17 protein-coding genes are annotated in these 26,580 nt (G+C 72.2%); 12 read left to right on the top strand and 5 right to left on the bottom strand.

The genetic code is table 11. The features are described from left to right. Nucleotides 1-4: 4 nt before the first annotated feature. A complete protein-coding gene (gene efeB, locus IEY78_RS00655; RefSeq protein ID WP_189095347.1) occupies nucleotides 5-1,255 on the top strand; it encodes an iron uptake transporter deferrochelatase/peroxidase subunit in 1,251 nt (416 codons plus the stop codon). Between the two features lie 168 nt (nucleotides 1,256-1,423). Further along, a complete protein-coding gene (locus tag IEY78_RS00660) occupies nucleotides 1,424-3,265 on the top strand; it encodes a phospholipase C (RefSeq protein ID WP_189095349.1) in 1,842 nt (613 codons plus the stop codon). 120 nt (nucleotides 3,266-3,385) lie between these two features. On the opposite strand, the gene IEY78_RS00665 is transcribed toward IEY78_RS00660, so the two are convergent. Further along, nucleotides 3,386-3,790, bottom strand: coding sequence for a VOC family protein (locus IEY78_RS00665; RefSeq protein WP_189095351.1), 405 nt, complete (start codon nucleotides 3,788-3,790; stop codon nucleotides 3,386-3,388). Nucleotides 3,791-4,266: 476 nt separating this feature from the next. On the opposite strand from IEY78_RS00665, the gene IEY78_RS00670 reads away from it, so the two are divergent. Together IEY78_RS00670 and IEY78_RS00675 are read left to right on the top strand one after the other, a co-directional pair. Then, on the top strand, nucleotides 4,267-5,163 hold the full coding sequence (locus IEY78_RS00670; RefSeq protein ID WP_189095352.1) for a universal stress protein: 897 nt from the start codon (nucleotides 4,267-4,269) through the stop codon (nucleotides 5,161-5,163). A 197-nt stretch (nucleotides 5,164-5,360) separates the two neighbouring features. Beyond that, nucleotides 5,361-5,984 (top strand): CBS domain-containing protein, encoded by a 624-nt coding sequence (locus IEY78_RS00675; protein WP_189095354.1) that lies wholly within the window; start codon nucleotides 5,361-5,363, stop codon nucleotides 5,982-5,984. 75 nt (nucleotides 5,985-6,059) lie between these two features. Here the strand turns inward: IEY78_RS00675 and IEY78_RS00680 are convergent, their stop codons facing one another. Both IEY78_RS00680 and IEY78_RS00685 read right to left on the bottom strand, forming a co-directional pair. Beyond that, nucleotides 6,060-7,433, bottom strand: coding sequence for a hypothetical protein (locus IEY78_RS00680; protein ID WP_229699604.1), 1,374 nt, complete (start codon nucleotides 7,431-7,433; stop codon nucleotides 6,060-6,062). A gap of 166 nt (nucleotides 7,434-7,599) precedes the next feature. Beyond that, a complete protein-coding gene (locus IEY78_RS00685) occupies nucleotides 7,600-8,844 on the bottom strand; it encodes a PP2C family protein-serine/threonine phosphatase (RefSeq protein WP_189095358.1) in 1,245 nt (414 codons plus the stop codon). A gap of 265 nt (nucleotides 8,845-9,109) precedes the next feature. Here IEY78_RS00685 and IEY78_RS00690 point away from each other — a divergent pair, with 265 nt between their 5' ends. The 4 genes from IEY78_RS00690 (at nucleotide 9,110) to IEY78_RS00705 (ending at nucleotide 15,029) form a co-directional block, all read left to right on the top strand. Beyond that, nucleotides 9,110-9,649 carry a hypothetical protein gene (locus IEY78_RS00690; protein ID WP_189095359.1) on the top strand — a complete coding sequence of 180 codons (540 nt, stop codon included), beginning with the start codon at nucleotides 9,110-9,112 and terminating at the stop codon, nucleotides 9,647-9,649. A gap of 1,490 nt (nucleotides 9,650-11,139) precedes the next feature. Then, nucleotides 11,140-11,370 (top strand): hypothetical protein, encoded by a 231-nt coding sequence (locus IEY78_RS00695; RefSeq protein ID WP_189095360.1) that lies wholly within the window; start codon nucleotides 11,140-11,142, stop codon nucleotides 11,368-11,370. A 147-nt stretch (nucleotides 11,371-11,517) separates the two neighbouring features. After that, nucleotides 11,518-13,617, top strand: coding sequence for a bifunctional polysaccharide deacetylase/glycosyltransferase family 2 protein (locus tag IEY78_RS00700; protein WP_189095361.1), 2,100 nt, complete (start codon nucleotides 11,518-11,520; stop codon nucleotides 13,615-13,617). A 17-nt stretch (nucleotides 13,618-13,634) separates the two neighbouring features. Further along, nucleotides 13,635-15,029, top strand: coding sequence for an LCP family protein (locus IEY78_RS00705; RefSeq protein WP_189095362.1), 1,395 nt, complete (start codon nucleotides 13,635-13,637; stop codon nucleotides 15,027-15,029). Between the two features lie 143 nt (nucleotides 15,030-15,172). On the opposite strand, the gene IEY78_RS00710 is transcribed toward IEY78_RS00705, so the two are convergent. Further along, entirely contained in the window at nucleotides 15,173-17,779 is a 2,607-nt protein-coding gene (locus IEY78_RS00710; RefSeq protein ID WP_189095363.1) for a SpoIIE family protein phosphatase, read from the bottom strand. A gap of 1,302 nt (nucleotides 17,780-19,081) precedes the next feature. Between IEY78_RS00710 and IEY78_RS00715 the strand changes: the two genes are divergently transcribed. The 3 genes from IEY78_RS00715 (at nucleotide 19,082) to IEY78_RS00725 (ending at nucleotide 22,421) form a co-directional block, all read left to right on the top strand. Continuing rightward, nucleotides 19,082-20,719: an APC family permease gene (locus IEY78_RS00715; protein WP_189095364.1), complete on the top strand. Its 1,638-nt coding sequence runs from the start codon at nucleotides 19,082-19,084 to the stop codon at nucleotides 20,717-20,719. A 220-nt stretch (nucleotides 20,720-20,939) separates the two neighbouring features. Beyond that, complete coding sequence (locus IEY78_RS00720; RefSeq protein WP_189095365.1) at nucleotides 20,940-22,079, top strand: inorganic phosphate transporter; 1,140 nt, start codon at nucleotides 20,940-20,942, stop codon at nucleotides 22,077-22,079. 96 nt (nucleotides 22,080-22,175) lie between these two features. Next, the gene (locus tag IEY78_RS00725; RefSeq protein WP_189095366.1) at nucleotides 22,176-22,421 is read left to right on the top strand and encodes a hypothetical protein; all 246 of its coding nucleotides are present in this window, start codon (nucleotides 22,176-22,178) and stop codon (nucleotides 22,419-22,421) included. 66 nt (nucleotides 22,422-22,487) lie between these two features. On the opposite strand, the gene IEY78_RS00730 is transcribed toward IEY78_RS00725, so the two are convergent. Beyond that, on the bottom strand, nucleotides 22,488-23,993 hold the full coding sequence (locus tag IEY78_RS00730; RefSeq protein WP_189095368.1) for a glutamate synthase subunit beta: 1,506 nt from the start codon (nucleotides 23,991-23,993) through the stop codon (nucleotides 22,488-22,490). Nucleotides 23,994-24,245: 252 nt separating this feature from the next. Between IEY78_RS00730 and IEY78_RS00735 the strand changes: the two genes are divergently transcribed. After that, nucleotides 24,246-26,309 (top strand): SpoIIE family protein phosphatase, encoded by a 2,064-nt coding sequence (locus IEY78_RS00735; RefSeq protein WP_189095370.1) that lies wholly within the window; start codon nucleotides 24,246-24,248, stop codon nucleotides 26,307-26,309. The last annotated feature ends 271 nt before the right edge of the window (nucleotides 26,310-26,580 follow it).

Below are 26,580 nucleotides of genomic sequence, written 5' to 3' on the forward strand. Positions count from 1 at the left end.
GGGCATGGACGGTGTCGGACGACGGGGATTCCTGCGGGGGGCGGCGCTGGCCGGTGCCGGTCTCGCGGCCGGCGGCACCGCGTCCGCCGCCGCCCCGCCGGCGACCGGCGGGCCGGTGACGCTGCCCGTGCCGGGGCTGCTGCCGGACTCCGCGCTCCCGGTCCCGTTCCACGGCACCCATCAGGCGTCGGTGACCGCCCCGCCCCGCCGGGTCACGGCGTTCACCGCGTTCGACGTGACCGCCGAGAACCGCCGCGAACTGGCCGATCTGCTACGGACCGTCACGGCCCGCGCCCGCTTCCTGACCGGCGGTGGTCAGCCGGCACCCGTCGGCATCACCGGCCCGCCCGCCGACTCCGGCCTCCTGGGGCCGCAGGTCCCCGCCGGCGCGCTGTCGGTGACGGTCGGTGTGGGGGCGGCCCTCTTCGACGACCGGTTCGGGCTGCACGGCCGGGCGCCGCGCCGCCTGACCGCCATGCCCTCCTTCCCCGACGACGACCTGCGGCCCGAGTGGTGCCACGGCGACCTGAGCCTCCAGCTGTGCGCGGACGACACGGACACCGTGCTGCACGCCCTGCGCGACCTCGCCCGGCACACCCGCGGCGGGATGCAGGTGCGCTGGCGGCTGGACGGCTTCACCTCGCCGCCCCGGCCGTCCGGGACGCCCCGCAACCTCCTGGGGTTCAAGGACGGGACGGCCAACCCCGATGCCGGCTCCGCCCGGGAGATGGACCGGCTGGTGTGGGTGGGGCGGGGCGCGGGCGAGCCGGACTGGGCGGTCGGCGGCAGCTACCAGGTGGTGCGGCTGATCCGCATGCTGGTGGAGTTCTGGGACCGGGTGTCGCTGACCGAACAGGAGCGGATGTTCGGCCGCGCCCGGGAGACCGGGGCGCCCCTGGACGGCGACGCCGAACACGACATCCCGCACTACCCCGCGGACCCCAAGGGCGATGTGATCCCCCTGGACAGCCATATCCGGCTGGCCAATCCGCGCACCGCCGACACCGCCGGCCAGCGCCTGCTGCGCCGTGCCTACAACTACGACAACGGCACGGACGGCAACGGCAACCTCGACATGGGCCTGCTGTTCTGCTGCTACCAGCAGGATCTGGCCCGCCAGTTCGAGACCGTGCAGCGCAGGCTGGCCGGCGAGCCGCTGACGGACTACATCAAGCCCTTCGGGGGCGGATACTTCTACGCGCTGCCCGGCGTCCGGGAGGAATCGGACTGGTTCGGCCGGGCGCTGCTGACATGAGCGGCGGAGGTCCGACCCGAAGGGTCAACACCGGGTCAAGTTTTGGCCTGGGTTACCTGACCCGGTGTTCACTCTCGGGTCATCATGACTCTGCCGCACCGCCGTCCGACCGGCAGAACATCCGGCCGTACCGCATCGATCACGTCCCTGCCCGGAGGGTGAAAAAGCATGGCCAGTAGGGGAAAACGAGCAACGATCCGGAGCCTGGGGGCCCTCACGGGCGCCGCGGCCCTCGCGGCCCTGGGCGCGGGCGGACCCGCCTGGGCGGCGGCCGACCCGGCCGCCTCCTCCCGGACGGCCACCCCCATCAAGCACGTGGTCGTGCTCTTCGACGAGAACATCTCGTTCGACCACTACTTCGCGACGTACCCGAAGGCCGCCAACACCGACGGCACCAAGTTCACGGCCTCGCCGCGCACTCCCCGGGACATCGACAACCTGCGCACCGCGGGGCTGCTCAAGCACAACCCCAACCAGTACGCCCCCAAGCGGCTCACCCCCGAGCAGGCCGTGACCTGCGACCAGACCCATGACTACGGGCCCGAGCAGTACGCGTACCACGGCGGCAAGGCCGACAAGTTCGTCGAGAACACCGACTCCGGCAAGTGCTCCGGCGGGCTCTACGGCGAGCCCGGCCTGGTGATGGACTACTACGACGGCAACACCGTCACCGGCATGTGGAACTACGCCCAGCACTACTCCCTCAACGACCGCTCCTTCAGCTCGGTCTACGGCCCCTCCTCGCCGGGCGCGATCAACCTGGTCTCCGGCCAGACGCACGGCATCATCTCCACGGACCCGTCCTCCAGCACGGAGCACCCCGAGAAGACCGACAAGCCCGATCCGCACACCGTGCAGTCGCCGGACGCCAACGGCGTCGGCACGATGGTCAAGGACCCGGACCCGGCCTACGACGACTGCTCCAACAAGGACCACACCGGCAAGGACACGCTCGCCGTGATGCAGGGGCGCAACATCGGCGATCTCCTCAACACCCGGCACGTCAGCTGGGGTTGGTTCCAGGGCGGCTTCCGGCCCAGCACCGCGTGGGACGGCGAGTCGGGCCACTACGCCAAGTGCGGCGGCACCACCCACGCCAACATCGGGGGAGCGCCGGTCGTCGACTACAGCCCGCACCACGCGCCGTTCCAGTACTACAAGTCGACGGCCAACCCGCACCACCTGCCGCCGAAGAGCGTCGACGAGGTCGGCCACGCCGGGCAGGCCAACCACAACTACGACCTGAGCGACTTCGACGCCGTGCTCAAGGCGGGCAAGCTGCCGGCCGTCAGCTTCCTCAAGGCCCCCGCCTACCAGGACGCGCACGCCGCCTACTCCGACCCGATCGACGAGCAGCACTTCGTGGTCAACCAGATCAACCGCATCCAGCAGTCCCCGCAGTGGAAGGACACCGCGGTCGTCATCGCCTATGACGACTCCGACGGCTGGTACGACCACGCCTACGCCAAGCCGCGCAACGGCTCCAAGGACACCAGCACCGGGTCCAACGGCAAGGCCACCGACAGCCCGGCCTGCCAGGCGGGCCCCGCGGCCGCCGGCGGCTACAAGGACCGCTGCGGCCCCGGCACCCGGCAGCCGCTGCTGGTGATCTCCCCGTACAGCAAGGTCAACAAGATCGACCACACCCCGACCGAGCAGACCTCGGTCATCAAGTTCATCGAGAACAACTGGCACACCGGGCGGATCGGCGACGCGTCCTTCGACGCCCGGGCGGGCTCGCTGAACGGCATGTTCGACTTCCGGCACCCGAACAACAAGCAGGTGCTCCTGCGCGCCGACGGCTCGGTCAAGTCGGTGGGCCCAATCCGGCACGTGGCACCGGTCGCCACTTCGATCGACCCGGGCCCCAAGATGCAGGCCACCGCCGCGACGAGCGACTCCTCCGACTCCGAGCTGCTGCCGATCGGCATCGGCGCGGCCGCGGTGGCCGGCGGCGTCACCGCCACCATCCTGGTGCTGCGCCGCCGCAAGGAGCAGCGCACCGCCTGACCTGACGGACCGGCGAACGGCCACGGCCCGGTGGCTCACCGAAACGGTGAGCCACCGGGCCGTGGCACTGCGGGGACGCGCTCGCCGCCACGGGCCGTCACGCGCCGACGGCCCGGAGGGTCAGATCGCCTGCCCCATGGCGTGCCCCTCGCTCGCGGCCAGCACGAAGGGGTGGCCCGCGGGGTCCGAGTAGCGGCGGGCGTCGTACGGCCCGCGGTTCTCGCGGGTCTCCAGCGGCCGCGCGCCCAGGGCGACGGCCTCGCGCTCGGCCTCGTCCATGTCCTCCTGCGGGACGAGGAAGTGCAGATGCGCCTGCTGCGAGTCGTCGGGGCGGGGCCAACTCGGCGGTGCCGCGCCCGGGTCGCGCCGGATCGCGAGCTGGACCCGGCCGCCCGCGACGACCTCGATGTAGTCCGGGGTGTTCTCGATCCGGGCTTCCCCGCCGAGGAACTGTGCGTAGAAGTCCGCCAGCGGCGCGGGCTCCGTGCAATCCAGTACCAGGACACTTGCCTTGTCCACGGCCATGCGCTTCCCCTCCTCCGACGGGCCTGCGCCCGCCCTCCCCGGACCGGTTACCCCGTGTCGGCGCCGGCACTCCGCGCACCGGGACGGCACCCGCCCGCCGGCCCCGGCGCACCGGACGCCGTACTGCGGACGGCCGGGCAGGCGGGCCCGGCCGGGCCGCCCCGGCACCGCGTGGCCTGGCAGGCCCCCGTGCGAGGGGCCAGGATGGGGGCAGGAACGGACCTCGTCCCGCGCGGCGCCGACGATCATGATCAAGCCCGTCCGGTCAAGGGACTTACGGCAGGTCGGCGGCGGGTCGTTCGGTCCGGTCGCAGCGCCCATCGGCCCTTGGTGCGGGCCGGGGCATCGACCAGGCTCGGTAGCCGGGGCGGGCACCTCGCCCGACCCCGCGGGCAGCCGCCGAGGAGGAACACCGACAGACGCTCCCCCGCCCCCGTCGGTGCGGCCGGACCCCGGAGCGCGAAAGAAGGACAGCCATGGAGCCGGAAACCATCACCGCCGGGCTCGACGGCTCGCCGGAGAGCCTGGCGGCCGCGCACTGGGCGGCTGACGAGGCGGACCGGCGGCAGTCGGTGCTGCGGTTGCTCCATGCCTGGATCCTGCTGGCCGCCGAGGCGCCGGACACGCCGCCGGAGCGGGACCGGAACGCCGGCGCCCGGCAGCTCGTGCGCCGCGTCCGCGACGAGGTGCAGGAGAGGCACCCGGGGCTGCGGATCGTCGAGGACCTGGTGGGGGCCGAGGCCGAGGACGCGCTGCTGCGGGCGGCCGACGCCTCGCAGCTGCTGGTGCTCGGGTCGCGGGCCCTGGGCGTCTGGGAGAGCTATGTGCTCGGCGATGTGAGCCTGGACGTGGTGGGCCGGGCGCGGGGCCCGGTCGTCCTCGTCCGGGCCGGTGACCGGGCGGCGACACCCGGTCACGGCCGCGCGAGCGGCACGGCGCCCGCGCACGACGCACGGGTGGTCGTCGGACTCGGCCTGCACGTGCCCTGCGAGCGGCTGCTCGCCTTCGCCTTCGACGCCGCGGCGAGCCGCGGCCTGCCCCTCCAGGCCGTGCACGGACGCCCGCTGCCCCTGCACGCCTACACCCCCTGGGGACTCGACCCCGACGCCGAGAAGGAACTGACCAAGGAGGCGGAGGCCGAGATGAGCGAGGCCCTGCGCCCGTGGTGCAAGCGGTATCCCGGGGTGCTGGTCCAGCAGACCGTCCTCCCGGAGAGCCCGACCCGGGCCCTGGTCCAGACGGTCTTCGGGGCCGAACTCCTCGCCGTCGGCCGCCGGTTGCACCGTCCGCCGCTCGCACCGCGGGTCGGACCGGTGGCCCACGCGGCCCTCCACCACGTGGGCTGCCCGGTCGCCGTGGTCCCCGATGACTGAGCGCCGCGCGCGGCACCGGACCGCCGGCCCCGGCCCCGGCCCGGCCCCGCAAAGGGCCCCCGGGCCCCGTTGACCCACTCATGACGACCGGTGCGAGGCGGCCCCGTCCCTAGCGGGGCAGGCTCGCCGGCACCGGACTTCCCGCCCGCGGCGCCCTCGGAGGCGGCCCGGGCAGACACCGGAGGGACTTGCCGAACATGACACACCGCTGTGTGGCAGACCTGATGACCCCCCATGCGGTCGTCGCCCAACGGGGCACGACCTTCAAGGAGATCGCCAGGCTGCTCGACGACTACGAGATCACCGCCGTCCCCGTCCTCGGCGACGACGAGGAGGTGGTGGGCGTGGTCTCCGAAGCCGATCTGCTGCGCCGGCAGATCGCCAAGCTCGGGGCGACCACCGCCGAAGCGATCATGACCAGCCCCGCCGTGGTGGCGCGGCCGGCGTGGAGCGTGGTGGAGGCGGCCAAGCTCATGGAGCAGAAGAAGGTCAAGCGGCTGCCCGTGGTCGACGACGCGGGCCGGCTGATCGGTGTGATCAGCCGCAGCGACCTCGTGCGGCTCTTCCTGCGCCGCGACCGCGCCATCCAGGAAGAGGTGCTGGAGGAGGTGCTCACGCGCACGCTCGGCGTGTCACCGTCCACGGTCACCGTCGATGTCTCCAACGGCTCGGTGACCCTCACCGGCACCCTGGAGCGCACCAGCATGGTGCCCATCGCCGTGCGGATGTGCGAGGGCGTCGACGGCGTCGTTGAGGTGATCGACCGGCTCACCGCCGAGCGGGACGACATCCCGCTCGAACCGCAGAAGGCCCCGGAGTAGCCCGACCGCGCCCCGGCCGGGGCGGGGCCAGGCGCGGACGGCCGCGTTCCCGGACCGGCGGGAGCCCCGCCCCGCTCACCAGGCGGTCAGCAGCAGATGGTTGACCAGCAGGGCGACCACGGCCTGCGCGGCCAGCCACCCGCGGTGGGTGCGGGCCGGCAGCAGGGCGCACGCCGGCAGCAGCCACACCGCGAAGGCCAGCCAGATCCGCTCGGTCTCCGCCTTGCTCATCCCGGACACATCCGCGAGCAGCACCATGCACAGCCCCGCCGCGACCAGGACGGCCAGGGCGCCCCGCCCGGCCGGGGCCGTGTGCCGCGCCCCGCGCAGCGCCGGCCACACCGCCCCCGCGGCCCGGCGCAGCCCGGCCACGGCCGCCGGACCCACGCTCACCACCTGGGCCGCGAGGTTCGCCCACACGAAATAGCCGTACGGGCGGACCTTCGCGGCCCCTTGGTAGTACCGCTCGACCAGCGTCGTATAGCCCTCCGGCCACCAGAACCCGCCGAGGCTGAAGGCCACCGCCCACACCAGGACGCCCACGCCCAGGTACGGCAACGGGCGGGCCGAGCGCGCGATCAGCAGCACCGCGGCCACGAGCACGACGCACACCGTCAGGCCGTAGGAGAGATACCAGGCCCAGCCCAGCAGCAGCCCCGCCCCCAGGGCGGTGAGCCGGGGCGCCCGGGTGCGGCGGGTGGCCGCCAGGGCCAGCAGCGCGACGGCCCAGGCGACGACGCCCGCGAAGTAACCGTCGGCGCTGACCCCGATCCACACCGCCGCCGGGGCGAGCGCCAGGAACGGGGCGGCCCGGCGCGCCGGTGCCTCACCGCACAGCGCCCGGACGGCCACCAGGACGGCCGCGGTGAACGAGGAGCCGACGGTGATGCACCAGGCGGCCGCCCAGGCGCCGCCGCCCAGCCCGATCCGGTCCAGCCCGACGAACGTCAGCAGCGCGCCCGGCGGATGACCGGCCACATGCGCCGGCCAGAGACCCGGCGAGCCGACCAGGATGTGATGGGTGAAATCGCGCAGAAAGGCGCCCAGGTCATGGACGCGGTGCACCGACTGCAGATACTCCAGGCTCGTGGTCAGCCGCCCGGCGACGCCGCGGTCCCAGCCGTCGACCAGTGCGAGCGACCAGGTCCAGGCCATCGCGGCGCCCCACCCGGCCACCGGCAGCACCCGCCACGGCAGCCGCCGCGCCGCCGCCGGCCCCCACCCCACCACCAGCGCGGCCACGACCAGCGCCGCCGGGGTACCGGGCCCCAGATGCGGCAGCCACCACGCGTCCAGCGGGGGCCACGCCAGCCGCAGAATGCCCTCGTACCCGTACACGGTCCGGTTGACGACCCGTCCCACCACCACCGCCAGCACGAACAGCACGACCGCACCGGCGACCGCCCACAGATCGCGCCGGCACTCCCGCTTGTCCGCACTCGCTGTCACCGGCTCACCGTAATCCGGCCGAGCGTCCGGACCGGCGACCGCCACCGGGCAACCTGCGCGGCCACGGCGGTAGGCGGGCGCGGACCGGGCCGAGGGCGAGTCGGAGCAGTCACCGCCGGTACGAGGTCCGCAACTGCCCTGTCTATGAATGGAGTTAGTGGCTGCTCTACAGCCGGACGACGACCAGGGCGATGTCGTCGGTGGCGCCGGCGCTGACGCCCAGCCGGGTCAGCAGCGCGTCGGCGAGGCGCTCCGGGCTGAATCTGCTGAACGGGGCGAGGGCGTCGGTGAGGCGGGCGAGGCTGACGTCGATGTCCTCGTCGCGGCGCTCGATCAGCCCGTCCGTGTAGAGGACGAGGGTGTCGCCCGGTGTGTACGGCACATGGGCCTGGAGGCGGGGCACCTGTTCGGGGTGGGCGCCCAGGGGCGGGTCGGTGGCCTGGTCCAGGAGGTCGTGGCTGCCGTCGGAGTGCAGCAGGACGGGCGGGGGGTGGCCGGCGCAGCTGTAGGTGAGGTGGCGGCCGGCGACGTCGATCAGCGCCTGCACCACGGTGGTGGCCAGGGCCTTGTCGACGGACCGCGCGTACAGTCCCAGCACCTTCAGCGCCTGCGCGGGGCCGTTGACCGAGCGGGCTGCGGCGCTGAGGGCGCTGCGGGGCATTCCCATGACGGCGGCGGCCTCCAGCCCGTGGCCGACGACATCGCCGACCGACACGGCGAAACCATGGGTGGGGAGGTCGACGACGTCGTACCAGTCGCCGCAGATGTTCAGCGACCCGATGGCGGGCAGATAGCGCACGGCGACATCGTGGTGCCGGGCGAGGTCGGGGGAGTGGAGCATCGCGTCCTGCAGGGTGAGCGCCACCTGGCGTTCCCGGGCGTGTGCCCGGCGCAGCTCCTCGTTGAGGTGTTGCAGCGCCCGCGCCCGGACGTACAGCTCCGCCTCCATCGCCTCCTCACGCTCGCTCAGCCGCCCGCCCGGCAGCCCGCGCGAACGGCGGGAGAGCACGAACGCGGTCACGTCCTCCACCCGGTGGATGACCCACGCCACCGTGCCGTCCGGACCGATGACCGGGGTGTTGATCGTGGACCACCAGCGCTCCTCGAACTCCCCCGGCCGGTGCGCCAGCGGGATGTCGTACCGCTGGACCGCCATGGTGTCCGGCTCGCCGGTGGCCAGGACGCGGCGCAGCGAGGGGGACAGGTTCTGCACGCCCTCGGCGTCGGGGTCCGCGGGGTTGTCCGGGAAGGCGTCGAAGACGAACTGCCCCAGCAGCTCGTCCCGGGTGCGCCCGGTCGCGTGGAGGTAGGCCACGTTGACGTCCACGATCACCAGATCGGGGTCGAGGACCAGGCACGCACTGGGGGTCGCGGCGAACAGCGCCGCATGGTCGAGGTCCGGTCTGCGCACGCGCTCCTGCCCCCTCTCGGCCGGCTCCGGGCCCCCACCCGGCCAATCTAAGAGAGGCCCGGCCCCTCCGCCCGCCGGGACGGCGCCGGGACGCGCGGCCGGGAACGCGCCCCAGGGCTCCGGCCGTTCCCGGGCTGCACACGACACGGCGGTGGCCGATACGGCGGGCGGAGTCCCCGTACGAACCGGCGCGGCTCCGGTCGTAGGCGCGCGGTCGTCCATTTGCGGTATATCCCCCTTCCTCCACATGGCGTATTGTCCTGACATGAATTTCACCGGGAGGGTATGGGGCGCGACCGCCGCCGAGCAGGAGGCGCACTATCCGTGCGACGGGCTGCTGACGGTTCCCCATGAGGGCTGGATCCGGGCCGTGGACGTGGCAGCGCCCTGCGCCACGGTCTTCCGCTGGGTCCACCAGTTGGCCGTCGCGCCGTACAGCTACGACTGGATCGACTTCCGCGGCCGCAGGAGCCCCGACCGGCTCACCCCGGGGCTGGCCCCCCTGGAGGTCGGACAGCGGTTCCTGGTCTTCGACCTCGTGGACTTCGCCACCGACGAGCACGTCACCGGAGTGCTCCCCACGGAGCCGGCGCGGCGGCACGGGCAGATGGCCGTCAGCTATGTCGTCGTTCCGCACGGCGACGGCTGCCGGCTGCTGGTGAAGGTCGCCAGCGAAACGCGGCGCTCGCCGGTCCGGAGGCTCCAACGGCGGCTTCTCGCCTGGGGGGACCTGGTCATGATGCGCAAACAGCTGCTGACGCTGAAGAAGTTCGCCGAGCGGGACGCGGCGGCAGAGAGGCACTGAGTGACAGGAATTCGCGGTTCTCCTGCGATCTTCCTCCGCTGCCCGCCACCAGGTAGGCGCACCCCCGAGAACTCCGTCCCCAGTTCCCGCGCCAACGACATTGTGCGGCGCCGGGATTGCGGGTTTCGAGGGGGCCGGATGGTGGGAGCGGCCCGGTTCTGCGGAAGCGGCCGGCGGGTCGTGCGAAGTCCGGTCCGTGCTGTTGCCGGCGACTTCCGGAGACTTCCGGCGGATGGCCGCGCACGGCTGACGGAAGGCCGGAAAGGCGGGCGAACGGGCCGCATCCGGGCTGCTTAGGCGCCCATTCTTCGGTCCCTGGCGTGACCTCGTACGAAACATGGGGGATACGGCAGGTAAACGGCGGTCGACGCCGCGGGCGCCCACGGGCCGGGCACCTGCACCTCCTCCGTACCCGCCTCGTTGATCGGTGCGGGCAGGTGAGACGGGTGATCGGGCCCCGCGGGCGAGCGCGCGGCGCCCCGCGGGTGCCACCGGCCGGCGGCCCCCGGCGGCGAGGCCGGGAAATTCTCCCGTAACACTCCGTCGATACCGAATCGTCCGGGTGCCGGCGAGGAATCCGTTGATCTCCGGTGCCGATTCGGTGGTCTCATGGAGAAAGCGGCGAAGCGTGCGGCATGCGCATTCCGGCCATGATCGGCGTGGGTCATGCACGGCAAGAGATACCGTGTTTCCCTTCCGTCAATTCTCAACCGTAAAGGTATGCGGGGATTCTCGTGTGCGAGAAACTAGGCGAGTTATCGCGGGATTTTCACTTCGCCATTTCCGCTTGGTTTGAGGTGGGCCTGCCGAGGGTTATCGGCAGGCCCGAGGGCGGTGCATCTCGGCGTATTTCACCTTTGTGCGGAATGGAGTGATTCGGGGGCCGGTCGCGGGTGCGGTCCGCTCCGGGGCTGGTGCGGTGCGCCCATGGCGTCTCGCCTGCTGCGGGGCGTACCGGAGGCCGCTCGCAGTGCCCCGGCGGTGGCGGGTGCGGTGCGTGCGGCGGTCGTGCGGGAGGCCGGGCGGCGGTGCGGTGCCGGACGGCACAAGGGGCTCTTTCCCGGTCAGCGGGGAGCAAAACGAACGCGGCGCTCGGTAAGCAGTTCAATTACTTTCCGCTTCGCCGTCCGGCGTGAGTTACTTCACAGTATGAACCGTCCCGGACGGGGTGTGCCGGGCACCGCGAGGGTGCCGATCGGGCTCGCGGTGAACCCTCGGCACGCGTGAATAGGTATGTTGACGAGTGAGATCATAAGGGGGAGCTGGAGTCCCGGCTCGCCCGGTGGCCTTTGCCGCCGTCATCGGAGGATCGAAGACGTGGCTGACCTTGCCTATTCTCATTCGCTGATAACTGGTTACACTCACGCTCCATGCGAACCGCTACCCCCCACAGCAGTCGCCCCGGTAAGCAAGGGAATCGTCCCGTATTTGTCGACAACTCAGGTCGGCGCAGACGCTTCCTGGGGCATGCAGCGTTGACCGTAGGGTGCATGTGCACCGGATATCTCGTCCTCCTCGCCGTGGTGTTCGGCGGCCTCCTGCAACCCGGCGCGAAGCCGGCGCCGGGCAAGGCCGACCCGCTCCCGGACCACACCCCGCGCCCGGTGCCCAGTGCGCTGGGCGGGGCCGGTCCGGCGGCGACCTCCGACACCTCCGGCCGGGCCGTCCCCGTCGGCCACCACGCCTCCCGGGCCCCTTCCCGCACCAACCCTGCCCCGTGACCACCGCCGGGGCGGCGCACATCCCCCCACGGGTGTGACGCCTCCGCGGCACTGACCCGAGGCGTGTCCGTCCGCGCAGGCGCCATGGCCGCCTGCGCGGACGCACGCCTCTCACGTGGCACGTCCGCTCGACAGAAAGGGCTCATTGTGGCGTTGTCAGGGCAGGGACGGCACGCGTTGCGTCGCCCCCCACGCTGGCACTGGTTACTGCTGCTGCTGATCCTCCCCATCGTCGCCGCTTCACTGCTGTTCGAGGGCTGGACGACCCATGAGGTCGACGGCGCCCGGAACAGGCGAGCCTGCACGAGCCCCATCCCGAAGTCCGCGGACAACGGCGACCCGGTGCTCCGGGTCAACGGCAGCGGAGCCGAGACCGCGCAGATGCCGTTCCGCACCGCCGCGCTCACCTTCGACGGCGGGCCCGACCCGGTGTGGACGCCGCGCCTGCTCGACCTGCTGCGCGCCCGCCACGCGCGGGCGACCTTCTTCCTCTACGGCGACCAGGCGGCCCGCTACCCCGACCTGGTGCGGCGGATCCGCGACGAGGGCCACGAGATCGGCTCGTACACCTACACCGGCGGCGACCTGGGCAGTGCCTCGCACGTCCGCGCGCAGCTGGAACTCTCGCTCACCCAGACGGTCCTGGCGGGCGCGGCCGACGTCAACACCCGGCTGCTGCGCCTGCCGCACACCACCACCGCCGACACGCTGTGCGGCGCCGAATGGTCCGCCGCCCGGCGGGCCACCGACCAGGGATACGTCGTGGTGGCCGCCACCGCCCGGTCGCGCAAGCCCCCGCTGGGGGTGGTGCGGCAGTACAGCAACACCGCGCTGGGATACCGCGAGGCGAAGAAGCTGCTCGACAACCCCGATGTCGGCCGGTTCACCACCGTCACGGGCGGACTCGGACGCGCCTCGCTCACCTCCACGGCCTCCCTGACCGAACAGGCCCAGGGCGAGGCGCTGATGTGGACGCAGTCCGTCGGGCACACCTTCGCGCGCTCGATGACCTGGGCGCTGGGCATCGCGGGCGGGCTGGGCATGCTCCGGCTGGTGCTGCTCGCCCTCCTCGCCCGGGTGCATGTGCGGCGACGGCGCCGGCACCGGTCCGGCGCGCCCTGGCTGCGCGAGGTGACCGATCCGGTGACGGTGCTGGTCCCCGCGTTCAACGAGGAGGCCGGCATCGAGGCCACGGTGCGTTCCCTGCTCGCCTCCACCCACCGCGACCTGCAGATCATCGTTATCGACGACGGGTCGACGGACCGGACCGTGGAGATCGCCCGCGGCATCACCGACCCGCGGGTGACCGTGCTGGAACAGCCCAACTCCGGTAAGCCCGGGGCGCTCAGCACGGGCCTGCGCTACGCGCGTTGCGAGATCATCGTGATGATCGACGCGGACACGGTCTTCGAGCCGGAGGCCCTGTACCGCCTCATCCAGCCGCTCGCCGATCCGACCGTCGGCGCGGTCAGCGGCAACACCAAGGTGGGCAACCGGCGCCGGCTGCTGGGCAGATGGCAGCACCTGGAGTACGTCCTCGGGTTCAACCTGGACCGGCGCATGTTCGAGGTGCTGGAGTGCATGCCCACGGTCCCCGGAGCCATCGGTGCCTTCCGCCGGGACGCGCTGCTGGCCATCGGCGGGGTCAGCGACGACACCCTCGCCGAGGACACCGATCTCACCATGGCCCTGTGGCGGGTGGGCCGTCGGGTGGTCTACGAGGAGACGGCCATCGCGTGGACCGAAGTGCCCAGCAGCCTGAGCCAGTTGTGGCGGCAGCGCTACCGCTGGTGCTACGGCACGCTGCAGTCGATGTGGAAGCACCGCCACGCCGTGGTGGAGGCCGGCCCGGCCGGACGCTTCGGCCGCCGGGGGCTCGCCTATCTCGCCCTGTTCCAGATCGTGCTGCCGCTCTTCGCGCCGGTCGTCGATGTCTTCGCCCTGTACGGCCTGTGCTTCGGCGACACCGCGCAGGCCGTCGGGGTCTGGCTCGGCTTCCTCGCCATCCAGCTGATCACCGCCGCGTACGCGCTGCGGCTGGACCACGAGAAGCTCCGGGAGCTGTGGGCCCTGCCGCTCCAGCTGTTCTTCTACCGGCAGCTGCTGTACCTCGTCGTCATCCAGTCCGTGGTCACCGCGCTGCTCGGCACCCGGCTGAAGTGGCACCGCATGCAGCGCTCCGGCACCGCCAACCAGCACCTGCTCAAGGAACCCGTCCCGCAGCCGACCGGCGTGTCGTCGAAGTGACCGAGGAGAGTGCACACATGAGCAACTCGCCAGGCCCGTGGGCCGGCAGCGACATACCCGGCGCGGGCCCGTTCGCTCCGGACGGACGTCCGCCGTACGGAGCGGAGGGCGGGCCGGAGGGCGGGCCGGACGCCATGGACACGCTGGACGACGTGTGGCAGCCGCGCCGCCCCCGGACCGGCCGGCACATCGTGGCCGGGGAGGTGGTCGACGTGCGGCAACCGCTGTGGCGCGAGGATCCGCCCCGGCATCCGCACCAGGCCGCCACCCTCCCGGACGGGTACGACGACCCGCCGGTCCCGCCCCCGCCATGGCACGACGAGGGGCGTGCGGAGGGGGGTGCGGGCGGTGCGGAACGGGGAGCGGGCGGCGGTGCCCCCGGCGACGGGCGGCGCTCGCACCGCTCCCGGCGCCGGCGGCCGGTGCGGCGCGTCGTCATCGGGGTGCTCGTCGTGCTCCTCGGCGTCCCCGCCGGCACCTTCGCCTGGGCCGACAGCAAGCTCAACAGCGAGGTCGACCTCGGCACACCCGGGCAGGGGCAGCGGGCCGGCAAGGGCACCAACTACCTCATCGTGGGCTCCGACAGCCGCGAGGGCCTCACCGACCAGGAGAAGCACGATCTGCACACCGGATCGGCCGGCGGCCGGCGCACCGACTCGATGATCCTGCTGCACACCGGCGCGGGCGGCACCAGCATGGTGAGCCTGCCCCGTGACTCCTGGCTGACCGTGCCGGGCCACACCAGCCCGATGACCGGCAAGCACTACGGCCCGGTCAAGAACAAGCTGAACGCGGCGTTCGCCCTGGGCGGCCCCAAGATGCTCGTCCGCACCATCGAGCGCAACACCGGCGTGACGATCCACCACTACGTGGAGGTCGGCTTCGCGGGCTTCGTGAACCTCGTCAACGCGGTGGGCGGCGTCCCGATCTGCCTGGACCGGGACCTGAAGGACAAGAAGTCCGGGGCGAACTTCACCAAGGGCTGCCACACCCTCGACGGCAGGTCGGCGCTCGCCTTCGTCCGCCAGCGCCACCAGGAGGCCGAGGGCGACCTGGGACGCAGCAAGAACCAGCGGAAGTTCCTCTCCGCCCTCGCCCACCGGGCATCGAAGCCGGGCACCGTGCTCAACCCGTTCTCGCTCTACGGCGCGCTGGACGCCGGGCTGGACACGCTGATCGTCGACCGGGACACCAGCCTGCTGGATCTCGCGACGATGTTCCGCGCGATGCAGGGCGTCACGGGCGGGCACGGCAAGCAGATCAACGTGCCGGTGGCGAACCTCGGCTTCCCCACCTCCAAGGGCAGCGCCGTGCTCTGGGACAAGCCGCAGGCACGCAAGCTCTTCAGCGAGCTGAACGACGACCGCCCGGTGGACGTCAAGGGCGGCCCGCGGCAGCCGAAGGCCCGGTGACGTCACGCCCGTCGGCGCGAGCAGGGCGGGCGGCGGCGCGTACGTCGCCGGACGGCGCGCGGCCGCCCGCCCACGGCTCCAACTGACCTGCCGCGAAGGCGAGTTCACGAGGCACGTGGCCTCATGGACGGTGACGAGGGCCCCTAGGCCAACTCGTGCAGCGCCTGTTCCGCCCAGATGATTTTGCCCTCGGGCGTGTACCGGGTGCCCCAGCGCTGGGTCAGTTGGGCGACCAGGAAGAGGCCCCGGCCGCCCTCGTCCTCCTCGGCGGCGTAGCGCAGGTGCGGGGACGTGCTGCTGGTGTCGGAGACCTCGCAGATCAGGGTGCGGTCGCGGATCAGGCGTACCCGGATCGGACCGGTGGCGTAGACGATGGCGTTGGTGATGAGCTCGCTGAGGACGAGTTCGGTGGCGAAGGCCATCTCCTCCAGGTCCCACCGCGCCAGTTGGTCCGTGATGTTCGTGCGGGCCTCGGCCACCGCCGCGGGGTCGGAGGGGACCTCCCACTCCGCGATGCGGTCGGGGTCCATCAGATGGGTGCGCGCCGCGAGCAGGGCGATGTCATCACGCTGCCGGGCCGGGGGCAGGCCGCTGAGCACGGTCTCGCAGATCTCGTCCGGGCTGCGGCCGGGTCGCGCCAGGGTGGCGGCGAGGTTCTGCATGCCGGTGTCGATGTCGTGGTTGCGGCCCTCGACCAGGCCGTCGGTGTAGAGCACGAGGCTGCTGCCCTCGGGCAGATACAGATCCAGGGCCTCGAACGGCAGGCTCCCGACGCCCAGCGGCGGGCCCGCCGGGAGGTCCGGGAACTCCACGCTGCCGTCGGGGTGCACCAGCGCCGGCGGGAGATGGCCGGCGCGGGCCATCGTGCAGCGGCCGGAGGCCGGATCGTAGATCGCGTAGAGACACGTGGCGCCCGCGACCATGGCCTCGTCCTCCGCCGCGAGCGCCTCGTGGTCGATGCGGTGCACCAACTCGTCCAGGTAGCTGAGCAGCTCGTCGGGCGGCAGGTCGAGACTGGAGAAATTCTGCACCGCGGTCCGCAGCCGGCCCATCGTGGCGGCGGCGTGCAGGCCATGGCCGACCACATCGCCGACGACCAGCGCGACCCGGGCCCCCGGCAGCGGGATGACGTCGAACCAGTCGCCGCCCACGCCGGTCTGCGCGGGCAGATAGCGGTGGGCGAGGTCCAGGGCGTCCTGCTCGGGCAGGCCGCGGGGGAGCAGGCTCTGCTGAAGGGTGACGGCCATGGCGTGCTCGCGGGTGAAGCGGCGCGCGTTGTCGATGGACACGGCGGCCCGGGCCGCCATCTCGTCGGCCAGGGTGAGATCGCCCTCCTCGAACGGCGCGCTGTCGGACGAGCGCCAGAAGTTGGCGACCCCCATGAGCACCCCGCGGGCCCGGAGCGGGACGGTGAGCAGCGAGCGGACGCCGTGGTCCAGGGCCAGCTCGAAGCGCTCCGGTTCCTGGGCGCGCCACTCCTTTGCCTCCCGCAGATCGGGGACCAGCACGGACCGTCCGGTGACGAACCCGGTGGCCATCGGATTGGGCACGGCGTACCGGTGCAGCTCGCCCACGACATGGAGCGGGTGGTCCCGGGGCAGACCGGCGAGCGCCACCCGGCGCAGCTCCGGCGCCTCGCTGTAGGCCCCGGCCGGCGGCTCCTCACCGGCCAGTACCGGCTCGGCGAGGTCGACCGTGGCGTAGTCGGCGAACCAGTCCACCGCGACCTGGGTCAGTTCCTCGGCGGTCTGCTGCACATCGAGGGTGGTGCCGATGGCGACGGTCGCCTCGTACAGCAGCCGCAGCCGGCTCTGGGCGGCCTCCGCCTTCCCCGCGAGGGCCAGCAGCTCGGTGGAGTCCCGCAGGGTGGCCACCGTGCCGGCCGGTCCGCCGCGGGGGTCGGTGAGCCGGATGTTCACCGCCAGCAGCCGGTCCCTGACCTCCAGCACCTCATCGGTGACCGCGGTCCCGGAGGCCAGCAGCTCGGCGGCCCGGGGGGCGAGCCCGAGGCCGCTGACGCGCTGCCCTTCCGCCTCGGGCGGCATGTCCAGGAGCCGGCGCGCCTCGTCGTTCGCCAGCAGGACGCGCCCGTTGCCGTCGAGGATGAGCACGCCCTCGCGCACCGCGTGCAGCACCGCGTCGTGGTGCTCGTACATCCGGGTCATCTCCACGGGGCCGAGCCCGTGGGTCTGGCGCCGCAGCCGGCGGGTGACCAGCGCGGTGCCGGCCGTCGTCAGCGCGAGCGCGGCGGCCCCGGCGCCGAGTACGACCGGCAGCTGCCGGTCCACCGCGCTGCTCACCCGGCTGACCCGCATCCCGGCCGACACCAGGCCCACCACCCTGCCCCGGGCATCGGTCACCGGGACGACCGCCTGCACCTCGTGACCGAGCGGGCCGACGACGCTCTCGACGGTGACATGGCCGGCGAGCGAGGGCCCGATGGTGCCGATGAAGTGCTTGCCGATCTCCTGCGGCTTGGGATGCGTATAGCGGATTCCGGCACGGTTCATGACGACGATGAAGTCGACGCCGGCCCGCTTGCGAGCCGCCTCGGTCAGCGGCTGGAGCACCGCGCTCGGGTCGGGGCTGCGCAGCGCGGGCACCAGGCCCGGGCTGTGCGCGAAGGCCTCGGCCGCGGCGACCGAACGGTCCCGTGCCCCCTGGAACCTGTCGCTGCGGGACTGCAGCAGCAGCGCGGTCACCGACGCCACGATGAGCAGCAGCACGATCAGGACCTGGAGGAGAAACATCTGACCGGCGACGCTGCGGGTACTCGCCAGTGCGCGCAGGCGTCCCGCCGATGCCGTCGGCGAGCCGCCACGCCGACCGTCATCGTCCGGGTGCCGACCGGTGAACCTGCGCTCCGAGGTTAGCCACGGGAAGCGGCCGGAGATTCGGGCCATGCTCCATATGTACCCCGCGCACTCTTGCACCCGACAACACCACGCCGGGATATCGCATGGCTGTGCGACGCTCATTTTGGCCGCCGGTGCCGCGCCGGGCGGGTGTGGCGGCGGTGCCGCCACGCTCCGTGCCCGGATATCGAACACGGGTCCGCGTCATGGGCAACGGGCTTCGGGCCCGGCGAAGTTGCTCCGCTCCCGAGGTGACCGGTATCCGGATCCGGCGAGGGGCGTGTGGGGATGTTGTGACGGATGTGTGACGGGTGCCGTGGCGGAAGGGTGCGCCAAGTCGCTTGCGTGGAAGCCCAGTTGTGAGTCGTGGGAATTTTTCCGGCCACTCGGCCGTGCGTGGGCGGTCGTTGTGTGCGGCCCGGGACTTCCCGGTTTCCCGGCGAACGTTCCGGTGAATCCTTTGCGCGGAGAAAGTCTTGATGGCATCTACATCATTTATGGGGAGGTCGCGGGAGAACTCGTCCGCCTCTTCGGTCGGCCGGAACTCGGAATGCCTCTTCGGGGGAAGGGGGCCGGGGTGTGAGGAATTTCGGAGGCGGTCGGGTGTGGTCGTCGGGTGGGCCGGGACAGGCGGAGTCCGCCCTTCTTCGGTGTTACTTCCCGTTGGGTCTCTCGTCCCCCTATTTGCCGGGAGAGGCGTCGTGACGGGCACGGGGGAGCGGGTGTGCGGGGGTGGGGCCAGGTGGTGCGGGCCGCGTGTCCGGGCCTGTCGCGGGCGCCTGATCTGCCGGTATGCCCGACATGGGGGAGGGGCCCGGCTGGCCGGTCGTGGGGGCGGGAGGGGGTGTACGGGGCAGGCCCGGCGAAGATCCGTTACGAATTCCCGGCCGCTGGAGCAGGGCTTTTCCGGGTTTCGGCAATGCCCGGAAGAGAAAGCTCAAGATTTCCTCAAGTGGGCGGTGGCGGCGGGGTCGGATCGGTGACCGGATCGTTGCTGAGTGCTACGCAATCGGCCTGCGGAGCCCGTCTCTGCGCACATTCTCCGGAATGTCCACAGTGTCGAGTCGAGTGTTAGGTAATGACTTTCCAAAGGAACGCCATGGAATATAACTATTCAGTCAATGGCTCTTTGCAGGGCTCTGAATGCTCCCTACTCTGAGGCAAATTTTGAGCCAGTCCTGTCTTGAAAGGCCTCTTATGGCAAGCGTTGACGAGATCGCTCCCGTCAGGCCACATGAATCCGGCTCCCTCCGCCGGGATGTGGGACTCATCGGGCTGATGTGGGCATCGGTCGGTTCGATCATCGGGTCCGGCTGGCTGTACGGAGCCCAGAAGGCCGTCGTGGTGGCAGGCCCGGCGGCGCTGATCTCCTGGTGTATCGGTGCGGTCGCCATCGTCCTGCTGGCACTGGTGCACGCCGAACTCGGCGGACTCTTCCCGGTGGCCGGCGGCACGGCGCGCTACCCGCACTACGCCTTCGGCGGTCTGGCCGGCATGTCGTTCGGCTGGTTCTCCTGGCTCCAGGCGGCGACGGTGGCCCCCATCGAGGTCGAGGCCATGATCGGCTACGCCGGTCACTGGTCCTGGGCCCAGGGCTTCCTGCACGCGAACGGGACGCTCACCACGAGCGGCTTCATCGTCGCGGTCTTCCTGATGGCGATCTTCGTCGCGGTGAACTTCCTCGGCGTGAAGGTGCTGGCGCACACCAACAGTGCGGCGACCTGGTGGAAGATCGCCGTCCCGCTCGGGGCGATCTTCGTCATCGCGGCCACCAACTTCCACCCGCACAACTTCACCTCGCAGGGCTTCGCCCCGTTTGGCGCCAAGGGCGTGCTCAGCGCCATCAGCACCAGCGGCATCATCTTCGCGCTGCTCGGCTTCGAGCAGGCCATCCAGCTCGCGGGCGAGAGCCGCAACCCCAAGCGCGACCTGCCGCGCGCCACGATCGGGTCGGTCCTGATCGGCGCGGTCATCTACGTCCTGCTCCAGGTGGTCTACATCGGCGCCCTGCCGGTGGCGTCCTTCGTGCACGGCTGGGCCAAGCTGGACTACGCCGGCATCAGCGGCCCCTGGGCCGGACTGGCCACCGTCGTGGGCCTGGGCTGGCTGGGCTGGGTGCTGTACGCGGACGCGATCATCTCTCCCGGTGGCACCGGCCTGATCTACACCACCTCGACCTCGCGCATCTCCTACGGCCTGAGCAAGAACGGCTACGCGCCCCGGCTCTTCGAGAAGACCGACGGCCGCGGCGTGCCGTGGTTCGGCCTGATCATCTCGTTCGTCACCGGCGTGATCTGCTTCCTGCCGTTCCCCAGCTGGCAGGAGCTGGTCTCCTTCATCACCTCGGCGAGCGTGCTGATGTACGCCGGCGCCCCGCTGGCCTTCGGGGTGTTCCGCAACCGGCTGCCGAACCACGTGCGCCCCTACCGGCTGCCCGGCGGCAACGTGATCTCGCCGCTGTCCTTCATCGTCGCGAGCCTGATCATCTACTGGGCCGGCTGGGAGACCCTCCAGCGGCTCGGCTGGGCGATCATCATCGGGTATGTGCTGCTCGGCAGCTACGCCTGGTACGCGACGAAGAAGCAGCTGCCGAACGCCCCGCGCCTGGACTGGAAGGCCGCCCAGTGGCTTCCCGTCTACCTGATCGGCATGGGTCTGATCTCCTGGCTGGGCGGCTTCGGCGGACAGGGCACCCTCCCGCTGTGGTGGGACATCGCGGTCGTCACCGCGTTCTCCCTGGGGATCTACTACTGGGCCCGCAGCACCGCGGTGTCGAAGGAATCGATCGAGCAGAACATCGAGGAGGTCGCCGTCGTCGACGAGGGCGGCCACTGATCCCGCCTCCCGGGCCGAACTGAGCTGTACCGACGCCCGACAAGCCGATGGGCCCGGCCGGACACCCCGGCCGGGCCCATCGGCGTCCGCGTGCCCGGGCCGGAGCATGAGGCTGATGCGGTGGTCGGCCGCCACCCACGGCGAGGCTCGCCGAGCGCCGGTCATCACGTCCCGTAACGTCGCGCCTCCGGAAGGTACGTTTCTGGGACTGGAGGTACCGGTGGGTGGCGTCTCGCTCCTGCTCATTGCGGTGATCGTCACGGCGCTCGCCTTCGACTTCACCAACGGGTTCCACGACACGGCCAACTCGATGGCCACGTCCATCGCCACCGGGGCGCTGGCTCCGCGGGTCGCCGTGCTGATCGCCGGGGCCCTCAACCTGGCGGGCGCGTTCCTGTCCACCACGGTCGCCAAGACGATCTCCGGCGGGATCGTGAACGACAGCAAGGTCAGCCTCACGATGATCTTCGCCGGGCTGCTCGGGGCGATCCTGTGGAACATGCTCACCTGGCTCGCCGGGCTGCCGTCGAGTTCCTCGCACGCGCTGTTCGGCGGGCTGATCGGGGCGGTGTGGGTCGCGGCGGGCGCCGGAGCGGTCCACTTCGGGGAGGTGGTGGAGAAGATCGTGCTCCCCGCCCTGATCTCTCCGGCCCTGGCGTGCGTGGTGGCCCTGCTGGCGACGTACCTCGCCTATGTGATCACCCGTCATGCGCCGAGCGGGCCCGTCACCCGCGCCTACCGGACGGGGCAGATCGGCTCCGCCTCGCTGGTCGCGCTGGCGCACGGCACCAACGACGCCCAGAAGACCATGGGCGTGATCACCCTGGCCCTGATCTCCGCCGATGTGCTGGACCCGGGCGCGGGACCGCCGTGGTGGGTGATCCTCAGCGCGGGGCTGGCGATCTCGCTGGGCACGTACGCGGGCGGCTGGCGGATCATCCGCACCATGGGCCGGGGGCTCACCGACATCCAGTCGCCCCAGGGGTTCACCGCGGAGACCACGGCCACCACCGTCATCCTGACCTCCTCGCACATGGGGTTCCCGCTGTCGACCACGCAGGTGTGCGCGGGCGGGATCCTCGGCGCCGGCCTGGGCCGGAAGCTGGCCGAGATCCGGTGGGGGATCGCCGGCCGGATCGCGGTGTCCTGGGTCCTCACGCTGCCGGCGGCCGCCGCGGTCGGGGGCAGCTCGGCGTGGCTGGCCGGGCACGGCACCATCGGTCTCGTGCTGGCGGCGGGGGTGGCGCTGGCCGCGGTCGGCGGGATGTACGCGCTGTCCCGGCGCCACCCCGTGCACGCGAAGAACGTCAACGAGGTCCCCGAGACGCAGCAGGACCAGCCCGACGACCTCATGGCGTGACCGCAACACCGGCGGCCGCGCGGCCGGAGCACGCGCGGCGTCCCGCCGGGGCGGCACACCACCCCGTCGCGGCAGCACACAAGGAGGCGCAAGGACATGCACATCGACTGGCACGGCCTCGTCGAGGTCTGCGTCGTCAGCCTGGTCATGGTCACCCTGCTCGTGGTGGTCTTCTCGCTCGGGATCGTCGCGCTGACCCGCTCCCGCAGACCGCGGATGGACACGGTCGGACGCGGCGGCGTGGCGGCGCCGCTGGCGATGGCCACCGCGGTCCTCTGCTTCGCGCTCTGCGCCGCCCTCGGCGGCTACGGAATCCACCTGATCGTCTCTCACTCCCCGTAGCCGTGCGCCGGGGTGGAGCCGCAAGTCCACCCCTCGTGACCGTCGCGCCCACGCGGGTGCGGCCCCTCACGCCACCAGCGGCCGGTCCCCGGCGGAGACGGGGGAGGGGAGTTCGCTGGACCCGGTCAGGTAGCGGTCGGTGGCCGCCGCGGCGGACCGGCCCTCCGCGATGGCCCACACCACCAGCGACTGGCCGCGCCCCGCGTCACCCGCGACGAACACCCCGTCCGTCCTGCTGCGGACGGGCCACGCGTCGTGCTGCGCCGCCTCGGCCGCGAAACCGCCGTCCCGGGCGAAGTTCCCCCGGATGTCCAGCGCGAGTCCGAGCTGGTGGAGCAGCCCGCCGCGTTCGGGACCGGAGAAGCCGAGGGCGAGCAGCACCAGTTCCGCCGGGATCTCCCGCTCGGTGTCCGGCCGCGGCCGCCGCGCCGTGGGCTCCACCTCCGTCAGATGCAGCGCGCGCACCCGGCCGGACGCGTCGCCTTCGAAGCGGAGGGTGGCGGAGGCGAAGAGCCGGGGGTCGGTGCCCGCCCTGCCCCGGGCCTCCTCGTGGGCGTGCGAGATCCGGTACACCTTCGGGTAGACGGGCCAGGGTTCGGCGTCCGGCCGGTCGTCGCCCGGCTCCGGGTTGATGTCGAGCTGCACCACCGAGGCCGCGCCCTGCCGCAGCGCGGTGCCCAGGCAGTCCGAGCCGGTGTCCCCGCCGCCGACGATCACCACATGGCGGCCCTCGGCGGTGAGCGGCGGCGCGGTGAAGTCGCCCTCCCGGACGCGGTTGGCGAGCGTCAGATACTCCATCGCCTGGTGGATGCCGCGCAGTTCACGGCCCGGGACGGGCAACTCCCGCGGCTCGGTGGCGCCGACGGCGACGACCACCGCGTCATACCGCCTCCGCAGGTCGCCGGCGTCGAGGTCGCGGCCGATGTCCACGCCGGTGCGGAACTTGGTGCCCTCCGCCCGCATCTGCGCGATGCGCCGCTCCAGATGCCACTTCTCCAGCTTGAACTCGGGGATGCCGTAGCGCAGCAGCCCGCCGACGCGGTCGGCGCGCTCGTACACCGCGACGGTGTGCCCGATCCGGGTGAGCTGCTGGGCCGCCGCCAGCCCCGCCGGCCCCGAGCCGATGACGGCCACGGTCTTGCCGCTGAGCCGCTGCGGCGGATGCGGCACGGTGAAGCCGCGCTCCCAGCTCTCGTCGGCGATGGCCTGCTCGACGTTCTTGATCGTCACGGGATCGGCGTTGAGCGCCAGCACGCAGGCGTCCTCGCACGGCGCCGGGCACAGCCGCCCGGTGAACTCGGGGAAGTTGTTCGTCGCGTGCAGCCGCTCGGCCGCGGCCCGCCAGTCGCCCCGCCGTGCGTACGCGTTCCACTCGGGGATGAGGTTCCCCAGCGGGCAGCCGTTGTGGCAGAAGGGTATGCCGCAGTCCATGCAGCGCCCCGCCTGCTCGGAGATGAGCGGCAGCAGCGCCTGGCCCGCGTAGACCTCGTGCCAGTCGTGCAGCCGCTCCTGGACGGGGCGGCCCGCGACCGGCCGACGGGGGGTCTTGAGGAAGCCGAAAGGATCGGTCATGCGACGCCTCCGTCGCTCGCTCGCGGTGCACTGCGGCGTCCCGGTCAGCCTACGCCCGCTTTGCATGGCTTTACAGGGCTTTGTGTAACTTTGTCGCCGTCGGTGAGGGCCCAGTGAGTCGGTGAGCGGCGGTCCGGGTGGCCCCGCCGGGCCGAGGTGCCCGCACACGGGAGACGGGCGCAGAATTGAGAGAGCCGCTCCGCCGCGCAGAGCGGACCAGCCTCCCTGCGCGGCGGCCGGGAAGGAAAGCCGGTGCCAACAGATCGGCCGAGCTTCGCGACGGCCCGCGGTCCGCTCTGGTCCGAGCCCGGGTCGCTGCTGGAGCACGTGGCCGTGGCCGTGTGCGGCATCGATGACGACAACCGGATCTGCTACTGGGGGCCGGGCGCCCGCGACCTGTTCGGCTACCACGCCGCCGAGGCGCTGACCCGGCCAGGCGCGCTCCTGTTCCGCGGATCCGCCGGCGGCGGCGCCGAGGTCTGCGCGCGCATGGCCGAGCGCGGCCGCACCGAGGGCTACTGGCGCGGCCGCCAGCGCGTCACCCACCGGGACGGCGCGGACTTCGACTGCGGATTCCGGGTCTTCCCGGTGACCGGCGAGGCGGGCCGCACGGTGGTGATCGCCCTGGCGAGCCGGGGCGACGAACTGGACCGGGTCAAGACCAACCTGGCCTTCCTCGACGCCCTCTTCGCCACCTGCCCCATCGGCCTGGTGATGCTCGACGAGGAGCTGCGCTACCGCCACCTCAACCAGGCGCTCGCCGACATGAACGGGCTGCCCATCGAGGACCACCTCGGGCGCCGCCTCGCCGACATCATGATCACCTCCGACGACGGCGAGTACGAGCGCATGCTCCGCTCGGTCGCCACGGAGGGCAGGACCGTCCGCGGGGTCCGGGTGGGGATGCGCACCCGGGGCCACCCGGACCGGGACACGGTGCTGTCGGTGAGCTTCTTCCCGCTCACCCAGGCAGTCGGCAGCCGGCCCGGCGTCGGCGGGCTGCTGGTGGACGTGACCGACCAGGAGCAGGCCGTGGTGGAGGCCACCGCCAGCCGCCAGCGGCTGGCCCTGCTGGACCGCGCCTCGGCCCGTATCGGCACCACCCTGGACGTGGAGGTCACCGCCCAGGAACTGGTCGACGCCGCGGTGCCGGACTTCTGCGACGGGGCCGTCGTCGAGCTGGTGGACTGGCGCGGCGAGAGCGAGGTGTTCGATCCGGCGCTGCCCGTGGACACCCGCCGCATCGCCTCCGGCACCGTGCTCCCCGCGCCCGCGACGGAGCTGGTCAGCGGGCGGAAGGAGCTGCACTACCCGCCGGGCTCGGCCATCCACCGGATGCTGCGGTCCGGCCGCCCCGTCTGCGAGACGGTGAACGACGACTTCCTGGCGCGGACGGTGCTCGACGCCTCGCGCGCCCGGCTGATGGCGCACAGCGGGCTGAGCACGCTCCTCCTCGCCCCGCTCATCGCCCGGGGGACGGTCCAGGGGCTCGCCATCTTCGGCCGCTCCGCCGACCGCACCGCCTTCACCGAGCAGGACCTCAGCCTGGCCGGCGAGCTGGCCTCCCGTGCCGCGCTGTGCCTGGACAACGCCCGGCTCTACAGCCGGGAGCGGGACATCGCGCTCACCCTCCAACGGGCCCTGCTGCCCAGCTTCCTGGCGCCCAGCCCCTATCTGCACCTCGCGCACCGCTATCTGCCCGGCAGCCGCGTCACCGAGGTCGGCGGCGACTGGTACGACGTGATCGGGCTGCCCGAGCACCGGGTCGCGCTGGTCGTCGGCGATGTGATGGGCCACGGCGTCTCGGCCGCCGCGGCGATGGGCCGGCTGCGGATCACGGCCAAGGCGCTGGCCCGGCACGACCAGGAACCGGCCGTGCTGCTCGGCGAACTCGACCAGTGCGCCCAGGAGGCCGGCATCGAGCTCGCCACCTGCCTCTACATCCGCTACGACCCCACCACGGGGCGCGCCCGGCTCGCCAGCGCCGGGCATCCGCCGCCCCTCGTCCGGCACCCCGACGGCCGGGTCGAACTCCTCGACGACGTACTGGGAGTCCCCCTCGGGGTCGGCGGCAGCGCCTTCCGGACGGGGGAGGTCCAACTGCCCGACGACGCCGTCCTCGCCCTGTACACCGACGGCCTCATCGAGGCGCGCGGCCATGACATCGACGAGGGCCTGCACGCACTCCACGACGAACTCGCCCGGATCCCCGCCTCATTGGAGGCCGCCGCCGACCGCATCCTGGCCCGCCTGGTCCCGAGCGCCCCGGCCGACGACACGGTGCTGCTGCTCGCGCGGGTGCACCGGCGGGAGTAACGGGCATCCCTGCGGCGGGAGTTGACGGCGGGCGACGGTGCGCGGGACGTCGTGGGGCCCGGCGGGCCGCCGCGGCCCCCGCCCGTTGAGCGTCAGGGGCGGGCGGTCGGACGTCGCAAGGTGTTCCTCGTCCGACACCTTGTGGCCCGTGTCACCCTCTGGCTAAGCTCCGGCACACTTCGGACACAATTCCTCCGCAAGTTGACCTTTTGGTGAGGCCGTTCTTCGTGGCCGGCTCCCGGATATGAGGTGGCTTCGCATGGAACGGCGC

Origin of the sequence: Streptomyces kronopolitis (assembly GCF_014646275.1) — a bacterium.
GTDB classification, from domain to species: Bacteria; Actinomycetota; Actinomycetes; order Streptomycetales; family Streptomycetaceae; genus Streptomyces; species Streptomyces kronopolitis.